Consider the following 16,657-nt stretch of genomic DNA (forward strand, 5'->3'; position numbering starts at 1 on the left):
GTCCAGTATGGCAACTCGTATCAAGCTGAACGAACTCGACGACGCGCTCGACGGGCTTCCGTACCCGCTCACGCACGGCGGCGCGGTCGAGGAACTCGACGGCTACGTCCTCCAGTACGCGGACGGCGAGGAACCGCTCGCTGACGTGGTCGAGCGTTCCGACGAGGACGTGTTCGACGACCCGAGCATGCTCGACGCCGAGATTCGGAACAACCTCCCGACGGAGGCCGTCGGCGAACCCGGGCAGTCCGAAGGAGAGGGCTGAATCCGGGGGCTTAACTGACGACGCCCGCTAGGGCGGGCATGGAATTCTGCGACGACTGCGGCTCGATGATGCACGCGGAGGACGACCTCTGGGTGTGTGACTCCTGCGGGCACAAGCAGCCGAAGGATCCAGACGCGAACTACGTGCTCTCCGAGGAACAGGAAGCCAGCGACGTCATCGAGACGGACGGCGAGAACAACGGCCTTCCGACCACGGACGCGCGCTGCCCGGAGTGCGGGAACGACGAGGCCTACTGGTACATGCAGCAGATTCGGGCGGCCGACGAGTCCGAGACGCGCTTCTTCGTCTGCACCGAGTGCGAGCACACCTGGCGCGAAGACGACAACTGAGCGCCGCGTTCCGCGCGCCGGCGCCGTTACTCGGCGTGTTCTTTCTTGAGTGAGAGCGCAGTTCGGTCGAACTCGCAGACGACCTCGTCGTCCTGATTCAGGGCTTCGACGTGCATCGTGACGATGCCGCGTTCCCCGTCGCTGGTCTCGCGCTTGTCCGTCACGGTGCTTCGAGCGGTGATGGTGTCACCGTGGAAGACGGGCTGGGGGTGTTCGACGTTGTCGTAGGAGAGGTTCGCGACGATGGTGCCGTCGGTCGTGTCGGGGATGGTGAGGCCGACGGCGAGGCTCATCGTGTAGAGGCCGTTGACCAGGCGTTCGCCGAACTCGGTGTCGTCGGCGAACTCGGCGTCGAGGTGGAGCGGCTGCTGGTTCATCGTCATGTCGCAGAACCGCTGGTTGTCGGACTCGCTGACGGTGCGGGACTTCCGGTGTTCGATGGTTTCGCCGACCTCGAACTCCTCGTAGTACTTCCCGGCCATACCGGAGTGGTCGCGAGTCGGGGAGAAAAACCCCGGCGGTTCGAACGGCAGCCACCCGTTCCGGCGTCAGAACTCCAGTATCTGGGCGTGCTGTCTCTCGACGCGCACGAGCGCCCCGCTCGGCGCGCCGGTCGCGGCACTCGCTGTCGCGCTGCTCGCGCGCCGCGACAACTAAGCCGCCTCGGCGTCTGTTCGCGGTATGGTTCGACGCAGTCTCCTGTTCACGCCCGGCGACCGGCCGGAGATGATGCGGAAAGCTCCAGAGTCAGGTTCTGACGTGGTCGTGTTCGACCTCGAAGACGCGGTCGCGCCCGACGAGAAGGACGTGGCGCGCGCGACAGTCTCGGACGTGCTTACCGCGCCGGGGTTCCACCCCGACTGCGAGGTGTGCGTGCGCGTGAACTCGATCGGCGTCGCGGCGGACGACGACGTGGCGGCGCTCGAATCCGCCGACGACCACGTCGATTCGGTGATGCTGCCGAAGGTGGCGGACGCGGACGACGTGCGGACGCTCGGACGCCTGCTGGACGAGCACGGCGTCGACGCGGACGTGATTGCGCTCGTGGAGTCCGCGGCGGGCGTGCTGAACGCGCAGGAGATAGCGGCGGCGGATGCGGCGACGGCGGTCGCGTTCGGCGCGGAAGACCTCTCGGCCGACATCGGTGCGACCCGCACCGACGAGGGAACGGAAGTCCTGCACGCGCGCGAGCACGTCGTTCTCGCCGCGGCGGCGGCGGGCGTGGACGCCATCGACACCGTCTACACGGACATCGATGACGCCGACGGCATGCGCGAGGAGACGGCGTTCGCGGCGGGACTGGGGTACGACGGGAAGCTGGCCATCCATCCGGCGCAGATCGAACCAATTCACGACGCGTTCCGTCCCGACCCCGACGATGTCGAGTGGGCGGAGCGCGTGCTGGCGGCGAAGTCCGAGGCGGACGCCGAGGGCCGCGGCGTGTTCCGGGTTGACGGCGAGATGGTGGACGCACCACTCGTCGCGCAGGCGGAGCGCATCGTCGCCCGCGCCAACGCGGAGGATTAAACGCCGTACATAAACTGGTACCATACGAAAGCCACCACGCTTATTCTCGGTGGGGAAATCGGTTCAATCGATGAGCGAGTCCAATCCGTTCGAGAACCTGCAGGAGCAGATAGAGGACGCCGCCGCCCACCTACCCGACGGCGTCGGCGACGACGTGATCGAACGCATCAAGAACCCCGAGCGCGTGCTGGAGATGAACCTCACCGTCGACCTGGACGACGGCAGCATCGAGACATTCCGCGCCTACCGCTCGCAGTTCAACGGCGACCGCGGTCCCTACAAGGGCGGCATCCGCTACCACCCCGGCGTCACTCGAGACGAGGTAAAAGCCCTCTCCGGGTGGATGGTGTACAAGTGCGCCGTCGTCGACATCCCCTACGGCGGCGGGAAGGGCGGCATCGTCGTCGACCCCAGCGAGTACTCTACGAGCGAACTCGAACGCCTCACGCGGTCGTTCGCGAAGGAGCTCCGACCGTTCATCGGCGAGGACAAGGACATCCCCGCGCCCGACGTGAACACCGGCCAGCGCGAGATGAACTGGATCAAGGACACCTACGAGAAACTCGAAAACACCACCGAACCCGGCGTCATCACCGGGAAGTCCATCGAGAACGGCGGGAGCGAGGGGCGCGTCGAAGCCACCGGCCGCTCTACGATGCTCGCCGCGCGCGAGGTCTTCGACTACCTCGATAAAGACCTCGACGGCGCCACCGTCGCCGTCCAGGGATACGGGAACGCCGGCTGGATAGCCGCGAAACTCCTCGACGAACAGGGCGCGTCGGTCGTCGCCGTCAGCGACTCCAGCGGCGGTATTCACGACCCCGAGGGTATCGACCCCGTCGCAGTCAAGGAGTTCAAGAACGACACCGGGAACGTCACCGGCTACAGCGACACCGAGGAACTCACCAACCGCGACCTCCTCACGCTCGACGTCGACCTCCTCGTGCCCGCCGCCCTCGAAAACGCAATCGACGAAGCCATCGCCCGCGACGTCCGGGCGGACGTCGTCGTCGAAGCCGCCAACGGCCCCCTCACCCCTGACGCCGACGACGTCCTCCAGAACTCCGACGTCGCCGTCGTCCCCGACATCCTCGCGAACGCCGGCGGCGTGACGGTGAGCTACTTCGAATGGGTGCAGAACCGCCAGCGCTTCTCCTGGACGGAAGACCGCGTCAACGACGAGCTCGAACGCGTCATCACCGACGCCTTCGACGAACTCACCCACGCCTACGAAACCCTCGACCTCCCCAGCCTCCGCATCGCCGCCTACGTCGTCGCCATCCAGCGCGTCGTGGACGCCTACACGGGCAACGGGAACTGGCCCTGAAAGTCGTCGCGAGACCGAAGGTCTCGCTGGATCCCGAAAATCTCCGATTTTCGAGGACCCTCAGCCCGACGCGGAGCGTCGGGCTGACCTGCCTGGCAGACGCTTCGCGTCTGCCTGCATCGTCCAGAATCTCTGATTCTGGAGACCTTTTCATGCCGGGACGAGTCGCGGAGCGACTCTCCCGGCGCAGGGAATCTCCGATTCTCGGTCGTCCCACCCTGGCCAGTCGTCGGAGCGGTGCTCCGACGTGCTCGCGTTCGCTTCGCTCACGCGAACGTCGGCGGACGCAAGCGGGCGACTGCGTCGCCCGCGGCATCGCGACGAACGAAACCGCACCGCCAACCGCGCCGCGACCGCCACCGTACCCCGGCCGTTTTGGTTACTGGTGGCCGCTGACGGGCACGGGCTGGTAGGGTTCTTCGAGGTAGTCGATGTCGGAGTCGCTCAGTTTGATGTCGAGGGCTTCGACGGCGTCTTCAAGGTGTTCGACGCTGGTGGTTCCGACGATGGGGGCGTCCACCCAGTCCTTGTGGAGCACCCACGCGAGGCTGATCTGGGCCATCGTCACGCCCTTCTCTGCGGCGAGTTCTTCGACGCGTTCGTTGATTTCGAGGCCGCCGCCCTCCCGATAGGGGTGTTCGTACATGTGTTCTTCCGTCTCGCCACGCGTGGTGGCGTCGATGTCCTCGTGGGGGCGGGTGAGGAAGCCGCGCGCGAGCGGACTCCACGGCAGCACGCCGACGCCTTTCTTCTGCGTGTAGGGCAGCATCTCGCGCTCCTCCTCGCGGTACGCGAGGTTGTAGTGGTTCTGCATCGTCGCGAACCGTTCGAGGTCGAGCGCGTCGCTCGTGTGCAGCGCGTCGGCGAACTGGTGCGTCCACATCGAGGACGCGCCGACGTACCGCGCGTCCCCGCGGCGGACGGCGTCGTCGAGCGCGCGCAGCGTCTGCTCGATGGGCGTGTCGTAGTCCCAGCGGTGAATCTGGTAGAGGTCGACGGTATCCATGCCCAGTCGGTCGAGGGAGTTCGAGAGCTCCTGCTCGACGGCTTTCCGGCTGAGACCGCCCGCGTTCGGATTGTCGTCGTCCATCTGGAAGAATGCCTTCGTCGCGACGACCTGCGAATCCCGATCATACTCGGAGAGTACGTCCCCAAGCACGCGCTCGGACTCGCCGTTCGAGTACATGTTCGCGGTGTCGAAGAAGTTGATGCCGAGGTCGATTGCGCGCTCGATGATCTCCCGGGATTCCTCCTCGTCGAGCACCCACTCGCGCCACTCCGGGGTGCCGAAGCTCATGCAACCGAGGCAGATGCGGCTGACGTCCATGCCCGTGTCGCCGAGGGTCGTGTACTCCATACGCGAGTGTCTCGCGCCGCCGTCAAGAAGCCTTCCGCGTCCCGGCAAGCGCGTCCGTCGCGCGTGGACTTTTGGGGGCGAGCGTCGAGAGGCAGGTATGGAGTTCGAGTACCCCTGGGCGTTCGAGTCGCGGCGGTCGGCCGTGCACGCGCGAAACGGGATGGTGGCGACCAGTCATCCCGTCGCCGCGCAGGCCGGCCTGTCCGTGCTTCAGGACGGCGGGAACGCGGCGGACGCGGCGGTCGCGACCGCGGCCGTGTTGAACGTCGTGGAACCGAACATGACGGGTGTCGGCGGGGACGCGTTCGCGCTCACGCAGTTCGGCGACGAGTACCAGGCGCTGAACGCGAGCGGCCCCGCGCCCGCCGCCGCGGACGTCGAGACGTACCGCGAGCGCACCGACGCCACCGACGAGAGCGGCGACCCGGCGATGCCCGAGGACGGCGGCCTCCCCGTCACGGTTCCCGGCGCGCTCGCGGGCTGGGACGCGCTCGCGGAGCGCTACGGCACCCGCAGCCTCGCCGCGCTCCTCGGACCCGCAGTCGAGTACGCTCGCGAGGGCGTGCCCGTGAGCGAGTTCGTCGCCCGCCAGTTCGCGCAGGCCGCCCCCCGAATCCGGGCGTACGACGAGACCGCGGACACCTTCCTCGACGAAGAGGGAGAGCCGTACGAGGCCGGCGACACCCTCCGAAACCCCGCGTTCGCTGACACCCTCGAACGAATCCAGGACGAGGGAATCGACGCGCTCTACGGCGGCCCTATCGGTGAAGATGTCGTGGAGACCGTGCGCGAACACGGCGGCGAACTCGCCGTCTCTGACCTCGAATCCTACCGTCCGGAGTGGACCGACCCAATCAGCACCGAGTACGGCGGCCTGGAAGTCCTCGAACACCCCCCGAACGGCCAGGGAACGGTCGCGCTCGAAGCGCTCAACGTCGCGAGCGAGTTCGACCTCCCCGACGACCCGACGAACCCCGACCGCCTCCACCACCTCATCGAGGCCGTCAAGATAGCGTTCGCGGACGGCCACGAGCACATCACCGACCCCGACAACTACGACGTTCCGCTGGAGACGATGCTCTCCCGGGAGTACGCGGCGGAGCGAGCCGGCGAAATCGGCCACCGCGCGAGCGTCCGCGAAGCGAAGGCGGGCGACCACGCCGACACCGTCTACCTCACCGTCGTGGACGGCGACGGCAACGCCGTCTCGTTCATCAACTCCATCTACATGAACTTCGGGAGCGCGCTCACCACGGGCGGATTCGCGCTCCAGAACCGCGGCCACTCGTTCAGCCTCGACCCCGACCACGCGAACAGCCTCGAACCCGGCAAGCGCCCGTTCCACACCATCATCCCCGCGATGCTCCGCGAGGACGGCGAGTTCCGCGCGTCCTGGGGCGTGATGGGAGGCTCGATGCAGCCGCAGGGCCACCTCCAGGTCGTCGCGAACCTCGACGCGAGCATGAACCCGCAGACGGCGCTCGACGCGCCCCGGTTCCGGTGGCTGGAGAACAATCAGGTCGCCCTCGAAACGAACCGGATTCCCGAGGCGGTGGTGACCGACCTCGAAGGCCGCGGCCACCGCGTCATCGAGGAGGACGAGTTCTTCGAGGCGGGCGGCCACTGGGGCGGCGGACAGGTCGTCTGGCGGGACGACGACGGCACGCTCGTCGGCGGGTCGGATCCGAGAAAGGACGGGCAGGCGGTCGGGTTCTAACCCCGACAGGCCGAGTTCGCGACCCAGAACCACGTGCTGGATTTCGCTCGTTCCCTCGCAAGCCCTCGCTCACTCCGTTCGCTCGCCCTTGCAGAGTCCACCAGGTCAGAGGCCGAGTTCGCGACCCAGAACCACGTGCTGGATTTCGCTCGTTCCTTCCCCAATCTCCATGAGTTTGGCGTCGCGGTAGAAGCGCTGGGGGGCGAAGTCGGTGGTGTAGCCGTAGCCGCCGAGGGTCTGGACGGCGTCCTCGGCGTTCTTCCGCGCGGCCTCGGACGCGTCGAGTTTCGCGAGCGCGGACTCCGTGCTCACGCTGTTGCCCTTGTCGTACTCGGTCGCGGCCTTGTGCGTGAGGAGGCGGGCGCGTTCGGTGCGGCGGTACATGTTCACGATTTTGTCGCGGATGGCGTCGAACTTCGAAATCGGCTTGCCGAACTGCTCGCGCTCCTGCGCGTAGGAGTGCGCGGCCTGGTACGCGCCTTCGGCGAGGCCGGTGGAGAGCGCGGCGATGGAGATACGGCCGCCGTCGAGCGTCTTCATCGTCTGCTTCCACCCCTCGCCTTCCTCGCCGAGCAGTCGGTCGTCGGGAACGTAGAGGTCGTCGAGGAGGATTTCGCAGGTCGGAGAGGCGTTGAGCCCCATCTTCTCCCACTCGGTCGTGACCTCGAACCCGTCGTCCTCGTCGGGGTCGACGATGAACGTGGAGATGCCGTCGTAGCCCGCCCCGGGATCCGTCACGGCCTTCACGAGCACCGACCCGGCGACCGAGGCGTTCGTGATGAACTGCTTCGTTCCGTTGAGAACGTAGCCGTCACCGTCGCGTTCGGCGGTGGTGTCCATGTCGCTCGCGTCGCTCCCGCTTCCGGGTTCGGTGAGCGCCCACGACCCGAGGTAGTCGCCCTCCGCGAGCGGGCGGAGCCAGCGCTCCTTCTGCTCGTCGGTGCCGAACAGCTCGATGGGCTTCGATGCGAGGCTGGTGTGCGCGACGTAGGACAATCCGATAGAGCCGGAGACGCGGCCGAGCTCCTCTGCGACGAGCGAATACGTGAGGTAGTCCGCACCCAATCCCCCATAGTCCTCGGAGACGGGAACGCCGAGCATGTCGAGGTCGGCGAGCGCGTCGAATATCTCCGCGGGGAAGCGGTGCTCGTCCTCGATGTCTTGTGCGATGGGTTCGATTTCCTCCTCGCAGAACTCGCGGACGGTGTCCCGAATCATCCGGTGTTCGTCGGGGATGCTGAAATCCATGTGTCAAAATTTGCCAGCAGGAGTATAAACACACCGGACAGTCGGGCGAGGCGGGAAGCATATGGGCAACGCGGGCCAGGTAGGGATATGAGCGTTCGGCGGTTCGTCCGCGGCACGGTTTCCTGGAACCGGCTGGAATCGCTCGCCCGCGAGCTGGGCGAGCGCTACGGCGAACCGCAGGTTCGCGTGGAGTTCCTGAACGCCGAGAACTGGTTCTCGACGCCGTTCGTGGTCAACGACGAGTACTTCGTGAAGGTTGTGACGCCCCAGAACGCGACCGTGCACGCGCTATTCACGGGAATGCGGAACCTCGGCGTGTTCTCCTCGGGCACGGAGGGCTTTTTCGAGCAGTTCGAGGACGCGTACGCGATGGCCGCCTACGAGTACGACGCCGCAGAACGCATGCGGGAGTCGGGCCTGAACGTCCCGGAGCCCGTGGACGTGTTCGAGTTCGACGGACTCGGCGTGCTCGTCCTCGAATACCTCCCCGAGTTCACGCCGCTCGACGACCTCCCCGAGGCGGACATCGAAGCGTACGCCCCCGAGTTGTTCGCGGGCCTCCGCGCGATGCACGACTGCGGCATCGCGCACGGCGACCTCCGCGGAGAGAACGTCCTCGTCTCCGACGGCGAGCTCTACTTCATCGACGCGACGAACGTCCGCGAGGGCCGAGAGGCCGCGGCGCGCGCGTACGACCTCGCCTGTGCGCTCGCCGTGCTCGAACCGCTCGTCGGCGCGACGGTCGCCGTCGCGGCCGCCCGCGAGCACTACGACGCCAGCGACCTCCTCGACGCCTGGGAGTTCCTCGACTTCGTGAACATCCGGCCCGACCACGACTTCGACGCGGGCGCGCTGAAAGGCGAAATCGAGGCCGCCGCCGAGTAGGGTGAAGTCCCTATCTTTTTACTCCCAGACCGCGCAGGTTTTGCCGAGATGAGTACCTACAAACACTACATCGACGGCGAGTGGGTGTCGGGCGACGGCGCGGAGACGTTCGCGAGCACGAACCCCGCGACCGGCGAAACACTCGGCGAGTTCGACCGCGCCACCGACGCCGACGTGGACGCCGCCATCGACGCCGCAAACAACGCCGAAAACACGTGGCAGGCGCTCTCCTACATCGACCGCGCCGAATACCTCTGGGACATCTACCACGAACTCCGCGACCGCCACCACGAACTCGGCCAAATCGTCACCAAAGAATGCGGAAAAGAGATCTCCGAGGGAAAAGCGGACGTCACCGAAGCCTGGCATATGGTCGAGTGGGCCGCCGGCAACGCCCGCCACCCACACGGCGACGTCGTCCCCTCCGAAATCCCGTCGAAGGACGCCTACATGCGCCGCAAACCCCGCGGCACCGTCGGCTGCATCACCCCCTGGAACTTCCCCGTCGCCATCCCCTTCTGGCACATGGCCGTCAGCCTCGTCGAAGGCAACACCGTCGTCTGGAAACCCGCCGAACAAACCCCCTGGTGCGGCCAAATCATCGCCGAAATGTTCGACGACGCCGATATTCCCGACGGCGTGTTCAACATGGTGCAGGGCTTCGGCGACGCCGGCGCGCGCATCGTCGACGACAACGGCATCGACACCGTCCTCTTCACCGGAAGCGCCGAGGTCGGCCACGAAATCGCCTCCAAAGTCGGCGGTGAACCCGGCAAACTCGCCGCCTGCGAAATGGGTGGAAAAAACGGCATCGTCATCACCGAAAAAGCAGACCTCGACGTCGCCGTGCACTCCGCGGTGATGAGTTCGTTCAAGACCACCGGCCAGCGCTGCGTCTCCAGCGAACGCCTCATCGTCCACGAGGACGTCTACGAGGAGTTCAAAGAGCGGTTTGTCGAGCAAGCGAAACAGGTCGCGGTCGGCGATCCGCTCGACGACGCGACGTTCATGGGGCCCGCCATCGAATCCGAGCACGTCGAGAAAATCAAGACGGGGAACGAGCGCGCGCGCGAGGAGGGCGCGCGCGTGCTCGTCGACCGCACCAGCCTTGACGCCGCGGAGATTCCGGATGGCCACGAGGACGGGAACTGGGTGGGGCCGTTCGTCTACGAAATCGATTACGCGCCGGATCTCGAGTGTATTCGGGAGGAAGTGTTCGGGCCGCACGTGGCGCTGATCGAATACTCGGGTGGTATCGAGCGCGGGGTTGAAATCCACAACGACACGCCCTACGGATTGGCGGGCGCGGTGATCAGTGAGGACTACCGCCAGATCAACTACTTCCGCGATAACGCCGAGGTTGGATTGGCGTACGGGAACTTGCCGTGTATTGGGGCGGAAGTTCATCTGCCGTTCGGCGGGGTGAAGAAGTCGGGGAACGGGTATCCGAGCGCCCGGGAAGTTATTGAGGCCGTCACTGAACGCACCGCCTGGACGCTCAACAATTCGAAGGATATCGAGATGGCCCAGGGGCTCTCAGCGGACATCAAAACCGAAGACGACTAACGGTTCTCTCGACGGTTTTCTTCTTTCGCTGGTTCGACAAACCCCGGTGTCGAACACCAGCGCATGATTGCGCGTGTCTGGTACGGGTACACGGCGCCGGAGTCGGCGGACGAGTACGAGGCGTTCGTGACCGAGGAGGTGCTTCCGAACGCGGAATCCGGTATCGCGGGCTGTCTCGGCGGCGAGGTGTTGCGGCGGTCGCTGGACGGGGAGGTGGAGTTCGTGACGGTGATTCGGTTCGCGGACTACGACGCCGTCGAGTCGTTCGCGGGCGAGGAGTACGAGACAGCGCACGTTCCCGAGCGGGCGCGAGCGCTACTGTCCCGGTGGGACGAGGAAGTGGCGCACTACGAAGTTGTGTGAGTGGCGGGAGGAGGTGGGGGGTTCCCGGCGGGTGGACGCCGGGAACGGGGTGGACGCGGTGTGGCGGACGTGGACGCCAATTTGTGCCGACACGTCGGCGAGAAAAGCGCCTGTGCGTCGGCACGCGACAGTTGGTCGTCCTCCCGTATAAGGTTGTTTACCGGCGACGGTCGCGCAGGGCGGGGAACTCCGCGCGGGTTTCCGCGACGTGATCGCGTGAGACCTCCGCGGTGACGATGTCGGGGTCGTCGTCGGTGGTGGCTATCGGGGTGCCCCAGGGGTCGTAGACGGTGGAGCGCCCGAGAAGCGAGGCGTCGTCGAAACTGCCGCTGCCGTTGATTGTGGCGACGTACGCGAGATTCTCGATGGCGCGCGCCCGGGGGAGCGTCTTCCAGTGTTCGACGCGGGGGTACGGCCACGCGCTCGGGACGAGCACGACGTCTGTGCCGTCGTCCGCGAGGTCGCGGTAGAGTTCGGGAAAGCGGAGGTCGTAACACGTCGTCACGCCGACTGTAACGCCGTCGAGGTCGGCGGTCGGCACGTCCTCGCCGGGGACGAGCATGCGGGCCTCCGCGGATTCGTACCCGAACAGGTGGTGTTTCCGGTACGCGAGCAGGCGGTCGCCCGACGAGTCGAAGAGGACGCTCGTGTTCGCGAGGCCGTCGTCCGCGGGGCCGCCGTCCGTCGCGCTCAAGTCTTCGACGACGCTCCCGGCGAGCACGGCCACGTCGTTCTCGCGCGCGGCGTCCCGAATCCGGGTGAGCGTCGGGCCGTCGAGCGCTTCGGCCTCCCGCCCATAGGCGTCGAACGCGAAGTACCCGACGTTGAAGATCTCGGGGAGCGCGACGAGATCAGCGCCCTCGCCTGCGGCCGTTTCGATGGCGCTGACGGCGCGTTCCGTGTTCGCGTCCACGGCCGCCGCTTCGATCTCGAGCTGGGCGAGCGCGAGTCTCATCCGTCCAGTCGCTCCTTCAGGTTGTCCAGTTCCTCGTCGAGGTTCCGCTTGAAGAACCGCTCGACGCCGGGGAGCCGGCCGTCCACGACGAACTCGTTGTGGAGACGCGTACCGCCTCCCTCCCGGGATTCGATGCGGTGCTCGCCGGTGACGCGGAGAACCTTGGACTTCCCGACGAACTTCACGTACTCGCCCTCCTCGCGCTCCACGTCACGAGTCTCGACGGGAATCGTGCGATTCACCACGGGGACGCGAACGTGCCAGATAGTCACGTCGCCGTCCTGTTCGAAGGAGTCGACGACGCTGATAGCGCTCGCGCGGCGCGTCGGATCCGCGATGAACGCCCACACGTCCTCGGGCGGCGCGTCGAGGTCGAACGTCCGCTCGACACGTACGGTCATACGTCTACATCGAGCGGTCGAGAGAAAAACCCGCCGATCACTGCGGTTCGACCTTCCACGTGGTCGACCGGGAGCGACCCCACTTCTCGATGTCCACGTCCTCGGACTTCTCCGCGAGCCGCGGCAGCCGCACGCCCACCTGTTTCGCGGTGAGTCCGATGGCGTCCGCGATGGTTTTCGCGCGGAAGTACCGCTCGCCGGTGGCCACGCTCTCTCGGAGGTAGTCCACGATTTCGCGTTCCTCCTCGGTATAGTCGGCCATCAGGACGATACTAGGGGTTTCGAGCGCTTAATGGTTCTGCTGATCACTGCGCGTCGGGACTGCCCAGCACCTCGTCGAGCACCCAGAGGGCGGCGACGACGGGGAGAAGTGGGAGGAAGAGGAACAGCATCGCGGTGAGTACCATCAGGCCGACAAGCGTCATAAACGGGTCGTCAGAGCTGACCGGGCTGAAGAGGAACGAGAGGACGCGATCCGTTTTCGATGTCGTGGGCATACTCGGTGGTTGTGGGAGTACCCGCAAAAACGCATCGCCCCCGCGGCGTCAGTCGTAGACGTGGAACGCCCCGATGGCGAGGACGCCGAGGGTGACTGCGGCGGCGAACGCCCACGCGGTGTTCACCTGACTCTGCGCGACGTACATTCCGAGCGCGCCGGCGACGCTGAGCGCGCCGAGAAGCACGCCCCCGCCGATGCTCGCGTCAGTTTCGGTTGCCATAACCGAGCCGTGCCGTGCGAGTGACTTAATCACTTCCATGCCGACAAGGATTAACGACGGGACGTTCGTTCACGACGTATGGACGTTCGGTCGCTGTTGTTCGGAAGCACTATCCGCATCGCACTCACCGTCGTGCTCGGCGTGGGCGTCGTGGCGGGGGGAGCGGTCGTGACGGGAGTCGTCGGCGTGCCGAGCGTCGCCTCGATGGACAACGACTTCGGAGCGGTTACGAGCGAGACGACGGCCGTGAACACCGAACTCGTCGTGCACAACCCGAACCCGATCGGGGTTCGGCTCGGCGACACGACGGTGAGCTACAGCGTCGTGATGAACGACGTGACGATGGCTACCGGCTCCGAGTCCGGGTTCGATATCGACACCGGAAACACGTCTCTCAACCTCACGACGTACCTGCGTAACGACCGGATTCCGGACTGGTGGGTGACCCACATCCGGAACGACGAGACCACGTCGCTCGTCGTGAACGCGGACATCCACTCCGGGCTGCTCGGCCGCACGTTCAACTACCAGACGGGCGGGCAGACCGTCTCGACGGACATCATCAGTCAGTTCAATTCGAGCGAGACGCGCGCCGTCGACTCCGGGAGCGTGCTCGTCGACGACCCCCTGTTCTACGTGAATCGCACGAACGCCTCGTGGGGCGCGGTGTCGTCCGCGGAGACGCCCATCGACATGGAGTTCCTCGTGTACAACCCGAAGGACGTCCCGCTCGGCGTCTCGAAAATCGGGTACGCGATCACGATGAACAACGTCTCGATGGGGAGCGGGGAACTCGACAACGGCGTCGTCGTCCCGCCACACACGGCAACAGAAGTGGACGCGACCACGGCCATCCGGAACCAGCGTCTCGACGAGTGGTGGGTATCCCATCTGCGGAACGACCAGGTGACGACTCTCACCATCGACTTCTACGCGGTCATCGAACCGCCGGTTGAGGGCGCCGGTGAGATGCGTATCCCCCTGCGCGGCCTCACGTACACCCGCACCATCGAGACGACCATCTTCCAGGACGCCGGCGAGAGCGGTGCGTCGAACGACGCGTCGAACGGGACGGAGACGACACCGGAAACGACCACGTCGAACGACACTACCGAAGGAACGAGCACGGACGGTACGACAGCCGGAACGGCGGACGCGACCACGACGGAGTCCGGCACGGAGACGGGCGGCGAGACGACGACTGACGACGGCGGGCTTCTCTCCGTCAGTCACGGGAGTACGTTTATGAGCGAGGAGGACTCTGTGTCACGTATGGCACGGAGTACTCAGTCTCCTGGTCGCGTTCTCCGCGCGTGATGAGATTTCAGTCGACGGCGAGGGCGAATCGGTCGTCGTCACGATAGGCGGCGAAACGGTCGAACTCTCCCGTGACGCCGCCGAGGAACTGAAAGACGGCGTCGGGGACGCACTCACGCGCCGCGAGTCCTTCTTCCGCACCGCCTGCGTGTACCGCGAGGACGGGAGTTACGTCGTCGAACGGCGGAACGCGGACTCCACGGGGAACTCCGCGGTGTTCGAGGCGTTCCGGGAAGTCAGGCGGCTGTTCGACCGCCTCCCGGAGACGTTCGACGCGGACGACCTCGCGAAGGCGGGGTTGACCGGGTCGCGGCGCCACATGATGGTGCGGCACTTCGCGGAACACCCAGGGTTCGCGTGCGAACTCGACAGCAGGAGTCCGATACGCGCGAAAAAACTCTAGACGGTCAGTTGATGGTGGTGTGGTCGGACTGCTCGTTGAGCGCGAGGTTCGCGGCGATTTCGGCGTTCCGCATCGCGTACTGTGCAGTCTGCTGGAGGCTGACGAGGACTTCGCGGACGCGGAGGAGTTTCTCGTTCTCCATCTCGGGGAGGTCGGCGAGGATTTCCTCCTCGCGGTCTTCGATGTCCTTGAACAGCTTCCGAACCTCGACCGTGGCGTCGTAGTCGCGGGTCACGACGGCTTCGACGGAGAGCTTCGTGATTTCGTCGACCTGGTCGGTGAACTCGCGGATGCGGCGGAGTATCTTCGAGTCGATGTCGAGCGTGTGGCCCTCGGTTTCGAGAACGATTTCGCCGATGTCCTCGGCGTTGTCGGCGGTGAGTTCGAGGTTCTTCACGACGCTCCGGTAGCCGATGAGGGGGAACCCGCCGTCCAGCCCGACGGCGCGCGCGAGGTTCGGGTTCTGGTAGGCGGTGAAGATGAGGCGGAGGCAGAGGACGAAGATCTTGTTCGCCTGTCGTTCGCGGTTGAGCGCGCGCTGCGCGATATCGGGGTTGCCGTGCGCGAGCGCCTTCACGGCCTCGCCGCGCATCGTACTGCCGGTGTTTTCGAGGCGCTGCAGGAGGTTGTCGAGGTCGAAGTCCTCGGGGTCGACCGAACAGCGGATGGTGATGCGTTCGGGCGTCTCCTCGATGACGCCGAGACCCATGAGCTGGGTTTCGGCCTTGTAGACGGCGTTGATGTGCGCGGAGTCGAGCGCGCCGTCGCTCTCGACGTGGATGATGCGGCGGCCGAGCACGTACTGGCCGACGATGGCGCGCTCGACGGCGTCGACGCTATCGGGGGCGTCGGCGGCGAACGACTCGACGTGAATCGTGGCTTCGGTGTCCTCCTCGCGGGCGGACTCGGGCGTGATGGTGAGCGTCCCCTTCCCGCTCTCGCGAACCGTTATCTCCTCGCCCTTTTCCACGTTCTGCGCGCGCGCCCACTCCGCGGGCAGCGTCATCGCGAGCGTGGAGGGGCCGAGGCGTTGAACCTTTCGGGTGTCCATACCCGGAGAGAGTGACCAATCGGACTTAATCTTGTCTCTCGAACCTTATATTGACCTTAGGGTGTCGGGTGGTAACTCGCGTTTCCGTCGCCGCTTAAACGACCTTGACGAGTCGGCGCTCGAAGCGACCCGTCCGCACCTGCAGCCAACCGCGGAGTGACTCGTCCACGTCCTCGTCGCCCGTATCGACGCGGAGCGCGCCGATGTCGTCGAGTTTCCGCCGGGACGCGACGACCTCGACCTCGCTCCGTCGGATGACGTCGGGGCTTATCTGGTGGTTCCCCCGGCCGAACACGAACCCCTGCCCGCCGATGGGAGACACGACGACGACGTTCTCCTCGCCGAGCTCCGCCAGAATCTCGTCCGCCGTGGCGTCCCGGACGAGCACCTCGCCGTCCCGCCACACGTCGACGCCGAGCGGCGACCCCGAAAACCCGAGCGCGTCCTTCACCGCGCCGACGGTGCTCCCGGGGCCGAGCACGTACGTCACACCCTCCTCCACCTCCTCCGCGACGCCCTCCGCGAGCGCCTCCACTGTGCCGCCAGCGAGCTGCTTGCTCGACTGGAGCGGCTCCGCGACCGGAACCTCGACGACGGCCTTCAGTTCCGCACGCACCTCGCCCTCCCGGTAGGCGTCCTCGTCGATGTCGTTCACCTCTCTCCCTTCGGTGCGCTCGAAGGACGCCGCGATTCGACCCGCGGCCTCCGGACGCACCGCGAACACCGCCGAGTACACCTTCACGCCCGCCGGCACCCCGAGCATCGGCGTGTCCGCGTCGAGGTCGTTCAGCGTTTCCGCGACGTCCACGGCGGTTCCGTCCCCGCCGACGAACAACACGAGGTCGGCGTCCGCGTCCACGAACGCCTCGACGGCGGCGCGGGTGTCGGCGGCGGTCGTCTCGTCGCCCGCTGGCTGCCCGACGACCTCGGGATCGAACCCGGCCTCGTACGCCTCGTCCGCGCCCATTCGACCGCCGTACGCGAGGACGCGAACGTCCGGGTCGGCGTCGCGGAGCGCGCGCAGCGCCTTCCGCGCGCGGTCGGGCGCTCGCGGCTCCGCGCCCCTGCGGCGGGCCTCCTCGACGACGCCGTCGGTTCCCTTCAGGCCGACGCGTCCCCCCATGCCCGCGATGGGGTTCACGACGACTCCGATAGTGCGCATACCCGGCGTAGGAGCGGCGGGGTAAAGTGCGGACGGGTCGCGGC

Annotated in this window: 20 protein-coding genes; 10 read left to right on the plus strand and 10 right to left on the minus strand. The window is 66.4% G+C overall.

Features of this window, described 5'->3' with window-relative positions:
• Positions 1 to 7: 7 nt before the first annotated feature.
• Together FQU85_RS10810 and FQU85_RS10815 are read left to right on the plus strand one after the other, a co-directional pair.
• Positions 8 to 265, plus strand: coding sequence for a hypothetical protein (locus FQU85_RS10810; RefSeq protein WP_145847769.1), 258 nt, complete (start codon positions 8 to 10; stop codon positions 263 to 265).
• Positions 266 to 303: 38 nt separating this feature from the next.
• The gene (locus FQU85_RS10815) at positions 304 to 615 is read left to right on the plus strand and encodes a transcription factor S (RefSeq protein WP_145847771.1); all 312 of its coding nucleotides are present in this window, start codon (positions 304 to 306) and stop codon (positions 613 to 615) included.
• A gap of 26 nt (positions 616 to 641) precedes the next feature.
• On the opposite strand, the gene FQU85_RS10820 is transcribed toward FQU85_RS10815, so the two are convergent.
• Positions 642 to 1,097: a MaoC family dehydratase gene (locus tag FQU85_RS10820; RefSeq protein ID WP_145847772.1), complete on the minus strand. Its 456-nt coding sequence runs from the start codon at positions 1,095 to 1,097 to the stop codon at positions 642 to 644.
• Between the two features lie 199 nt (positions 1,098 to 1,296).
• Here FQU85_RS10820 and FQU85_RS10825 point away from each other — a divergent pair, with 199 nt between their 5' ends.
• On the plus strand, positions 1,297 to 2,142 hold the full coding sequence (locus FQU85_RS10825; protein ID WP_145847773.1) for a CoA ester lyase: 846 nt from the start codon (positions 1,297 to 1,299) through the stop codon (positions 2,140 to 2,142).
• 70 nt (positions 2,143 to 2,212) lie between these two features.
• Positions 2,213 to 3,469 carry a Glu/Leu/Phe/Val dehydrogenase gene (locus FQU85_RS10830; protein WP_145847775.1) on the plus strand — a complete coding sequence of 419 codons (1,257 nt, stop codon included), beginning with the start codon at positions 2,213 to 2,215 and terminating at the stop codon, positions 3,467 to 3,469.
• Positions 3,470 to 3,848: 379 nt separating this feature from the next.
• Here FQU85_RS10830 and FQU85_RS10835 read toward each other — a convergent pair whose 3' ends face one another.
• Positions 3,849 to 4,826 carry an aldo/keto reductase gene (locus FQU85_RS10835; protein ID WP_145847777.1) on the minus strand — a complete coding sequence of 326 codons (978 nt, stop codon included), beginning with the start codon at positions 4,824 to 4,826 and terminating at the stop codon, positions 3,849 to 3,851.
• Between the two features lie 97 nt (positions 4,827 to 4,923).
• Between FQU85_RS10835 and ggt the strand changes: the two genes are divergently transcribed.
• Positions 4,924 to 6,543 carry a gamma-glutamyltransferase gene (gene ggt / locus FQU85_RS10840; protein ID WP_145847779.1) on the plus strand — a complete coding sequence of 540 codons (1,620 nt, stop codon included), beginning with the start codon at positions 4,924 to 4,926 and terminating at the stop codon, positions 6,541 to 6,543.
• A 105-nt stretch (positions 6,544 to 6,648) separates the two neighbouring features.
• Here the strand turns inward: ggt and FQU85_RS10845 are convergent, their stop codons facing one another.
• On the minus strand, positions 6,649 to 7,791 hold the full coding sequence (locus FQU85_RS10845; protein ID WP_145847781.1) for an acyl-CoA dehydrogenase family protein: 1,143 nt from the start codon (positions 7,789 to 7,791) through the stop codon (positions 6,649 to 6,651).
• Between the two features lie 87 nt (positions 7,792 to 7,878).
• Here FQU85_RS10845 and FQU85_RS10850 point away from each other — a divergent pair, with 87 nt between their 5' ends.
• From FQU85_RS10850 to FQU85_RS10860, 3 genes are all read left to right on the plus strand, one after another.
• Positions 7,879 to 8,676, plus strand: coding sequence for an RIO1 family regulatory kinase/ATPase (locus tag FQU85_RS10850; protein ID WP_145847783.1), 798 nt, complete (start codon positions 7,879 to 7,881; stop codon positions 8,674 to 8,676).
• A 48-nt stretch (positions 8,677 to 8,724) separates the two neighbouring features.
• Positions 8,725 to 10,242, plus strand: a complete 1,518-nt coding sequence (locus tag FQU85_RS10855; protein ID WP_145847786.1) for an aldehyde dehydrogenase family protein — start codon at positions 8,725 to 8,727, stop codon at positions 10,240 to 10,242.
• Positions 10,243 to 10,305: 63 nt separating this feature from the next.
• Positions 10,306 to 10,605, plus strand: coding sequence for an antibiotic biosynthesis monooxygenase (locus FQU85_RS10860; protein ID WP_145847788.1), 300 nt, complete (start codon positions 10,306 to 10,308; stop codon positions 10,603 to 10,605).
• A gap of 157 nt (positions 10,606 to 10,762) precedes the next feature.
• On the opposite strand, the gene FQU85_RS10865 is transcribed toward FQU85_RS10860, so the two are convergent.
• From FQU85_RS10865 to FQU85_RS13395, 5 genes are read right to left on the minus strand one after another with little or no spacing between them, the layout of a single operon-like run.
• On the minus strand, positions 10,763 to 11,560 hold the full coding sequence (locus FQU85_RS10865; protein WP_145847790.1) for a carbon-nitrogen family hydrolase: 798 nt from the start codon (positions 11,558 to 11,560) through the stop codon (positions 10,763 to 10,765).
• Positions 11,557 to 11,961 carry an SRPBCC family protein gene (locus FQU85_RS10870; RefSeq protein WP_145847792.1) on the minus strand — a complete coding sequence of 135 codons (405 nt, stop codon included), beginning with the start codon at positions 11,959 to 11,961 and terminating at the stop codon, positions 11,557 to 11,559. The genes FQU85_RS10865 and FQU85_RS10870 overlap by 4 nt, the downstream gene beginning before the upstream one ends.
• Positions 11,962 to 11,998: 37 nt before the next feature.
• Positions 11,999 to 12,223 carry a hypothetical protein gene (locus FQU85_RS10875; protein ID WP_145847794.1) on the minus strand — a complete coding sequence of 75 codons (225 nt, stop codon included), beginning with the start codon at positions 12,221 to 12,223 and terminating at the stop codon, positions 11,999 to 12,001.
• A gap of 43 nt (positions 12,224 to 12,266) precedes the next feature.
• Positions 12,267 to 12,458: a hypothetical protein gene (locus FQU85_RS10880; protein ID WP_145847796.1), complete on the minus strand. Its 192-nt coding sequence runs from the start codon at positions 12,456 to 12,458 to the stop codon at positions 12,267 to 12,269.
• Between the two features lie 48 nt (positions 12,459 to 12,506).
• On the minus strand, positions 12,507 to 12,680 hold the full coding sequence (locus FQU85_RS13395; RefSeq protein ID WP_168219980.1) for a hypothetical protein: 174 nt from the start codon (positions 12,678 to 12,680) through the stop codon (positions 12,507 to 12,509).
• A 78-nt stretch (positions 12,681 to 12,758) separates the two neighbouring features.
• Here FQU85_RS13395 and FQU85_RS10885 point away from each other — a divergent pair, with 78 nt between their 5' ends.
• Both FQU85_RS10885 and FQU85_RS13820 read left to right on the plus strand, forming a co-directional pair.
• Positions 12,759 to 13,997: an LEA type 2 family protein gene (locus tag FQU85_RS10885; protein WP_145847798.1), complete on the plus strand. Its 1,239-nt coding sequence runs from the start codon at positions 12,759 to 12,761 to the stop codon at positions 13,995 to 13,997.
• A gap of 4 nt (positions 13,998 to 14,001) precedes the next feature.
• Entirely contained in the window at positions 14,002 to 14,400 is a 399-nt protein-coding gene (locus FQU85_RS13820; protein ID WP_145847799.1) for a hypothetical protein, read from the plus strand.
• A gap of 4 nt (positions 14,401 to 14,404) precedes the next feature.
• On the opposite strand, the gene FQU85_RS10895 is transcribed toward FQU85_RS13820, so the two are convergent.
• Together FQU85_RS10895 and FQU85_RS10900 are read right to left on the minus strand one after the other, a co-directional pair.
• On the minus strand, positions 14,405 to 15,451 hold the full coding sequence (locus tag FQU85_RS10895) for a phosphate uptake regulator PhoU (protein WP_145847801.1): 1,047 nt from the start codon (positions 15,449 to 15,451) through the stop codon (positions 14,405 to 14,407).
• Positions 15,452 to 15,545: 94 nt separating this feature from the next.
• On the minus strand, positions 15,546 to 16,613 hold the full coding sequence (locus tag FQU85_RS10900) for an ATP-NAD kinase family protein (RefSeq protein ID WP_145847804.1): 1,068 nt from the start codon (positions 16,611 to 16,613) through the stop codon (positions 15,546 to 15,548).
• Between the last annotated feature and the right edge of the window lie 44 nt (positions 16,614 to 16,657).

This window comes from Salarchaeum sp. JOR-1 (assembly GCF_007833275.1).
In the GTDB taxonomy this organism is placed as follows: Archaea; Halobacteriota; Halobacteria; order Halobacteriales; family Halobacteriaceae; genus Salarchaeum.

What these genes read in the sequence shown, in the direction of transcription:
- FQU85_RS10870 (WP_145847792.1), bottom strand. Translation starts at nt 11,961, where the DNA reads ATGACCGTACGTGTCGAGCGGACGTTCGACCTCGACGCGCCGCCCGAG.
- FQU85_RS10875 (WP_145847794.1), bottom strand. Translation starts at nt 12,223, where the DNA reads ATGGCCGACTATACCGAGGAGGAACGCGAAATCGTGGACTACCTCCGA.
- FQU85_RS13395 (WP_168219980.1), bottom strand. Translation starts at nt 12,680, where the DNA reads ATGGCAACCGAAACTGACGCGAGCATCGGCGGGGGCGTGCTTCTCGGC.
- FQU85_RS10880 (WP_145847796.1), bottom strand. Translation starts at nt 12,458, where the DNA reads ATGCCCACGACATCGAAAACGGATCGCGTCCTCTCGTTCCTCTTCAGC.
- FQU85_RS10885 (WP_145847798.1), top strand. Translation starts at nt 12,759, where the DNA reads ATGGACGTTCGGTCGCTGTTGTTCGGAAGCACTATCCGCATCGCACTC.
- FQU85_RS10900 (WP_145847804.1), bottom strand. Translation starts at nt 16,613, where the DNA reads ATGCGCACTATCGGAGTCGTCGTGAACCCCATCGCGGGCATGGGGGGA.
- FQU85_RS10860 (WP_145847788.1), top strand. Translation starts at nt 10,306, where the DNA reads ATGATTGCGCGTGTCTGGTACGGGTACACGGCGCCGGAGTCGGCGGAC.
- FQU85_RS10845 (WP_145847781.1), bottom strand. Translation starts at nt 7,791, where the DNA reads ATGGATTTCAGCATCCCCGACGAACACCGGATGATTCGGGACACCGTC.
- FQU85_RS10810 (WP_145847769.1), top strand. Translation starts at nt 8, where the DNA reads ATGGCAACTCGTATCAAGCTGAACGAACTCGACGACGCGCTCGACGGG.
- FQU85_RS10865 (WP_145847790.1), bottom strand. Translation starts at nt 11,560, where the DNA reads ATGAGACTCGCGCTCGCCCAGCTCGAGATCGAAGCGGCGGCCGTGGAC.
- FQU85_RS10835 (WP_145847777.1), bottom strand. Translation starts at nt 4,826, where the DNA reads ATGGAGTACACGACCCTCGGCGACACGGGCATGGACGTCAGCCGCATC.
- FQU85_RS10895 (WP_145847801.1), bottom strand. Translation starts at nt 15,451, where the DNA reads ATGGACACCCGAAAGGTTCAACGCCTCGGCCCCTCCACGCTCGCGATG.
- FQU85_RS10825 (WP_145847773.1), top strand. Translation starts at nt 1,297, where the DNA reads ATGGTTCGACGCAGTCTCCTGTTCACGCCCGGCGACCGGCCGGAGATG.
- FQU85_RS10850 (WP_145847783.1), top strand. Translation starts at nt 7,879, where the DNA reads ATGAGCGTTCGGCGGTTCGTCCGCGGCACGGTTTCCTGGAACCGGCTG.
- FQU85_RS10815 (WP_145847771.1), top strand. Translation starts at nt 304, where the DNA reads ATGGAATTCTGCGACGACTGCGGCTCGATGATGCACGCGGAGGACGAC.
- FQU85_RS10855 (WP_145847786.1), top strand. Translation starts at nt 8,725, where the DNA reads ATGAGTACCTACAAACACTACATCGACGGCGAGTGGGTGTCGGGCGAC.
- ggt (WP_145847779.1), top strand. Translation starts at nt 4,924, where the DNA reads ATGGAGTTCGAGTACCCCTGGGCGTTCGAGTCGCGGCGGTCGGCCGTG.
- FQU85_RS10820 (WP_145847772.1), bottom strand. Translation starts at nt 1,097, where the DNA reads ATGGCCGGGAAGTACTACGAGGAGTTCGAGGTCGGCGAAACCATCGAA.
- FQU85_RS10830 (WP_145847775.1), top strand. Translation starts at nt 2,213, where the DNA reads ATGAGCGAGTCCAATCCGTTCGAGAACCTGCAGGAGCAGATAGAGGAC.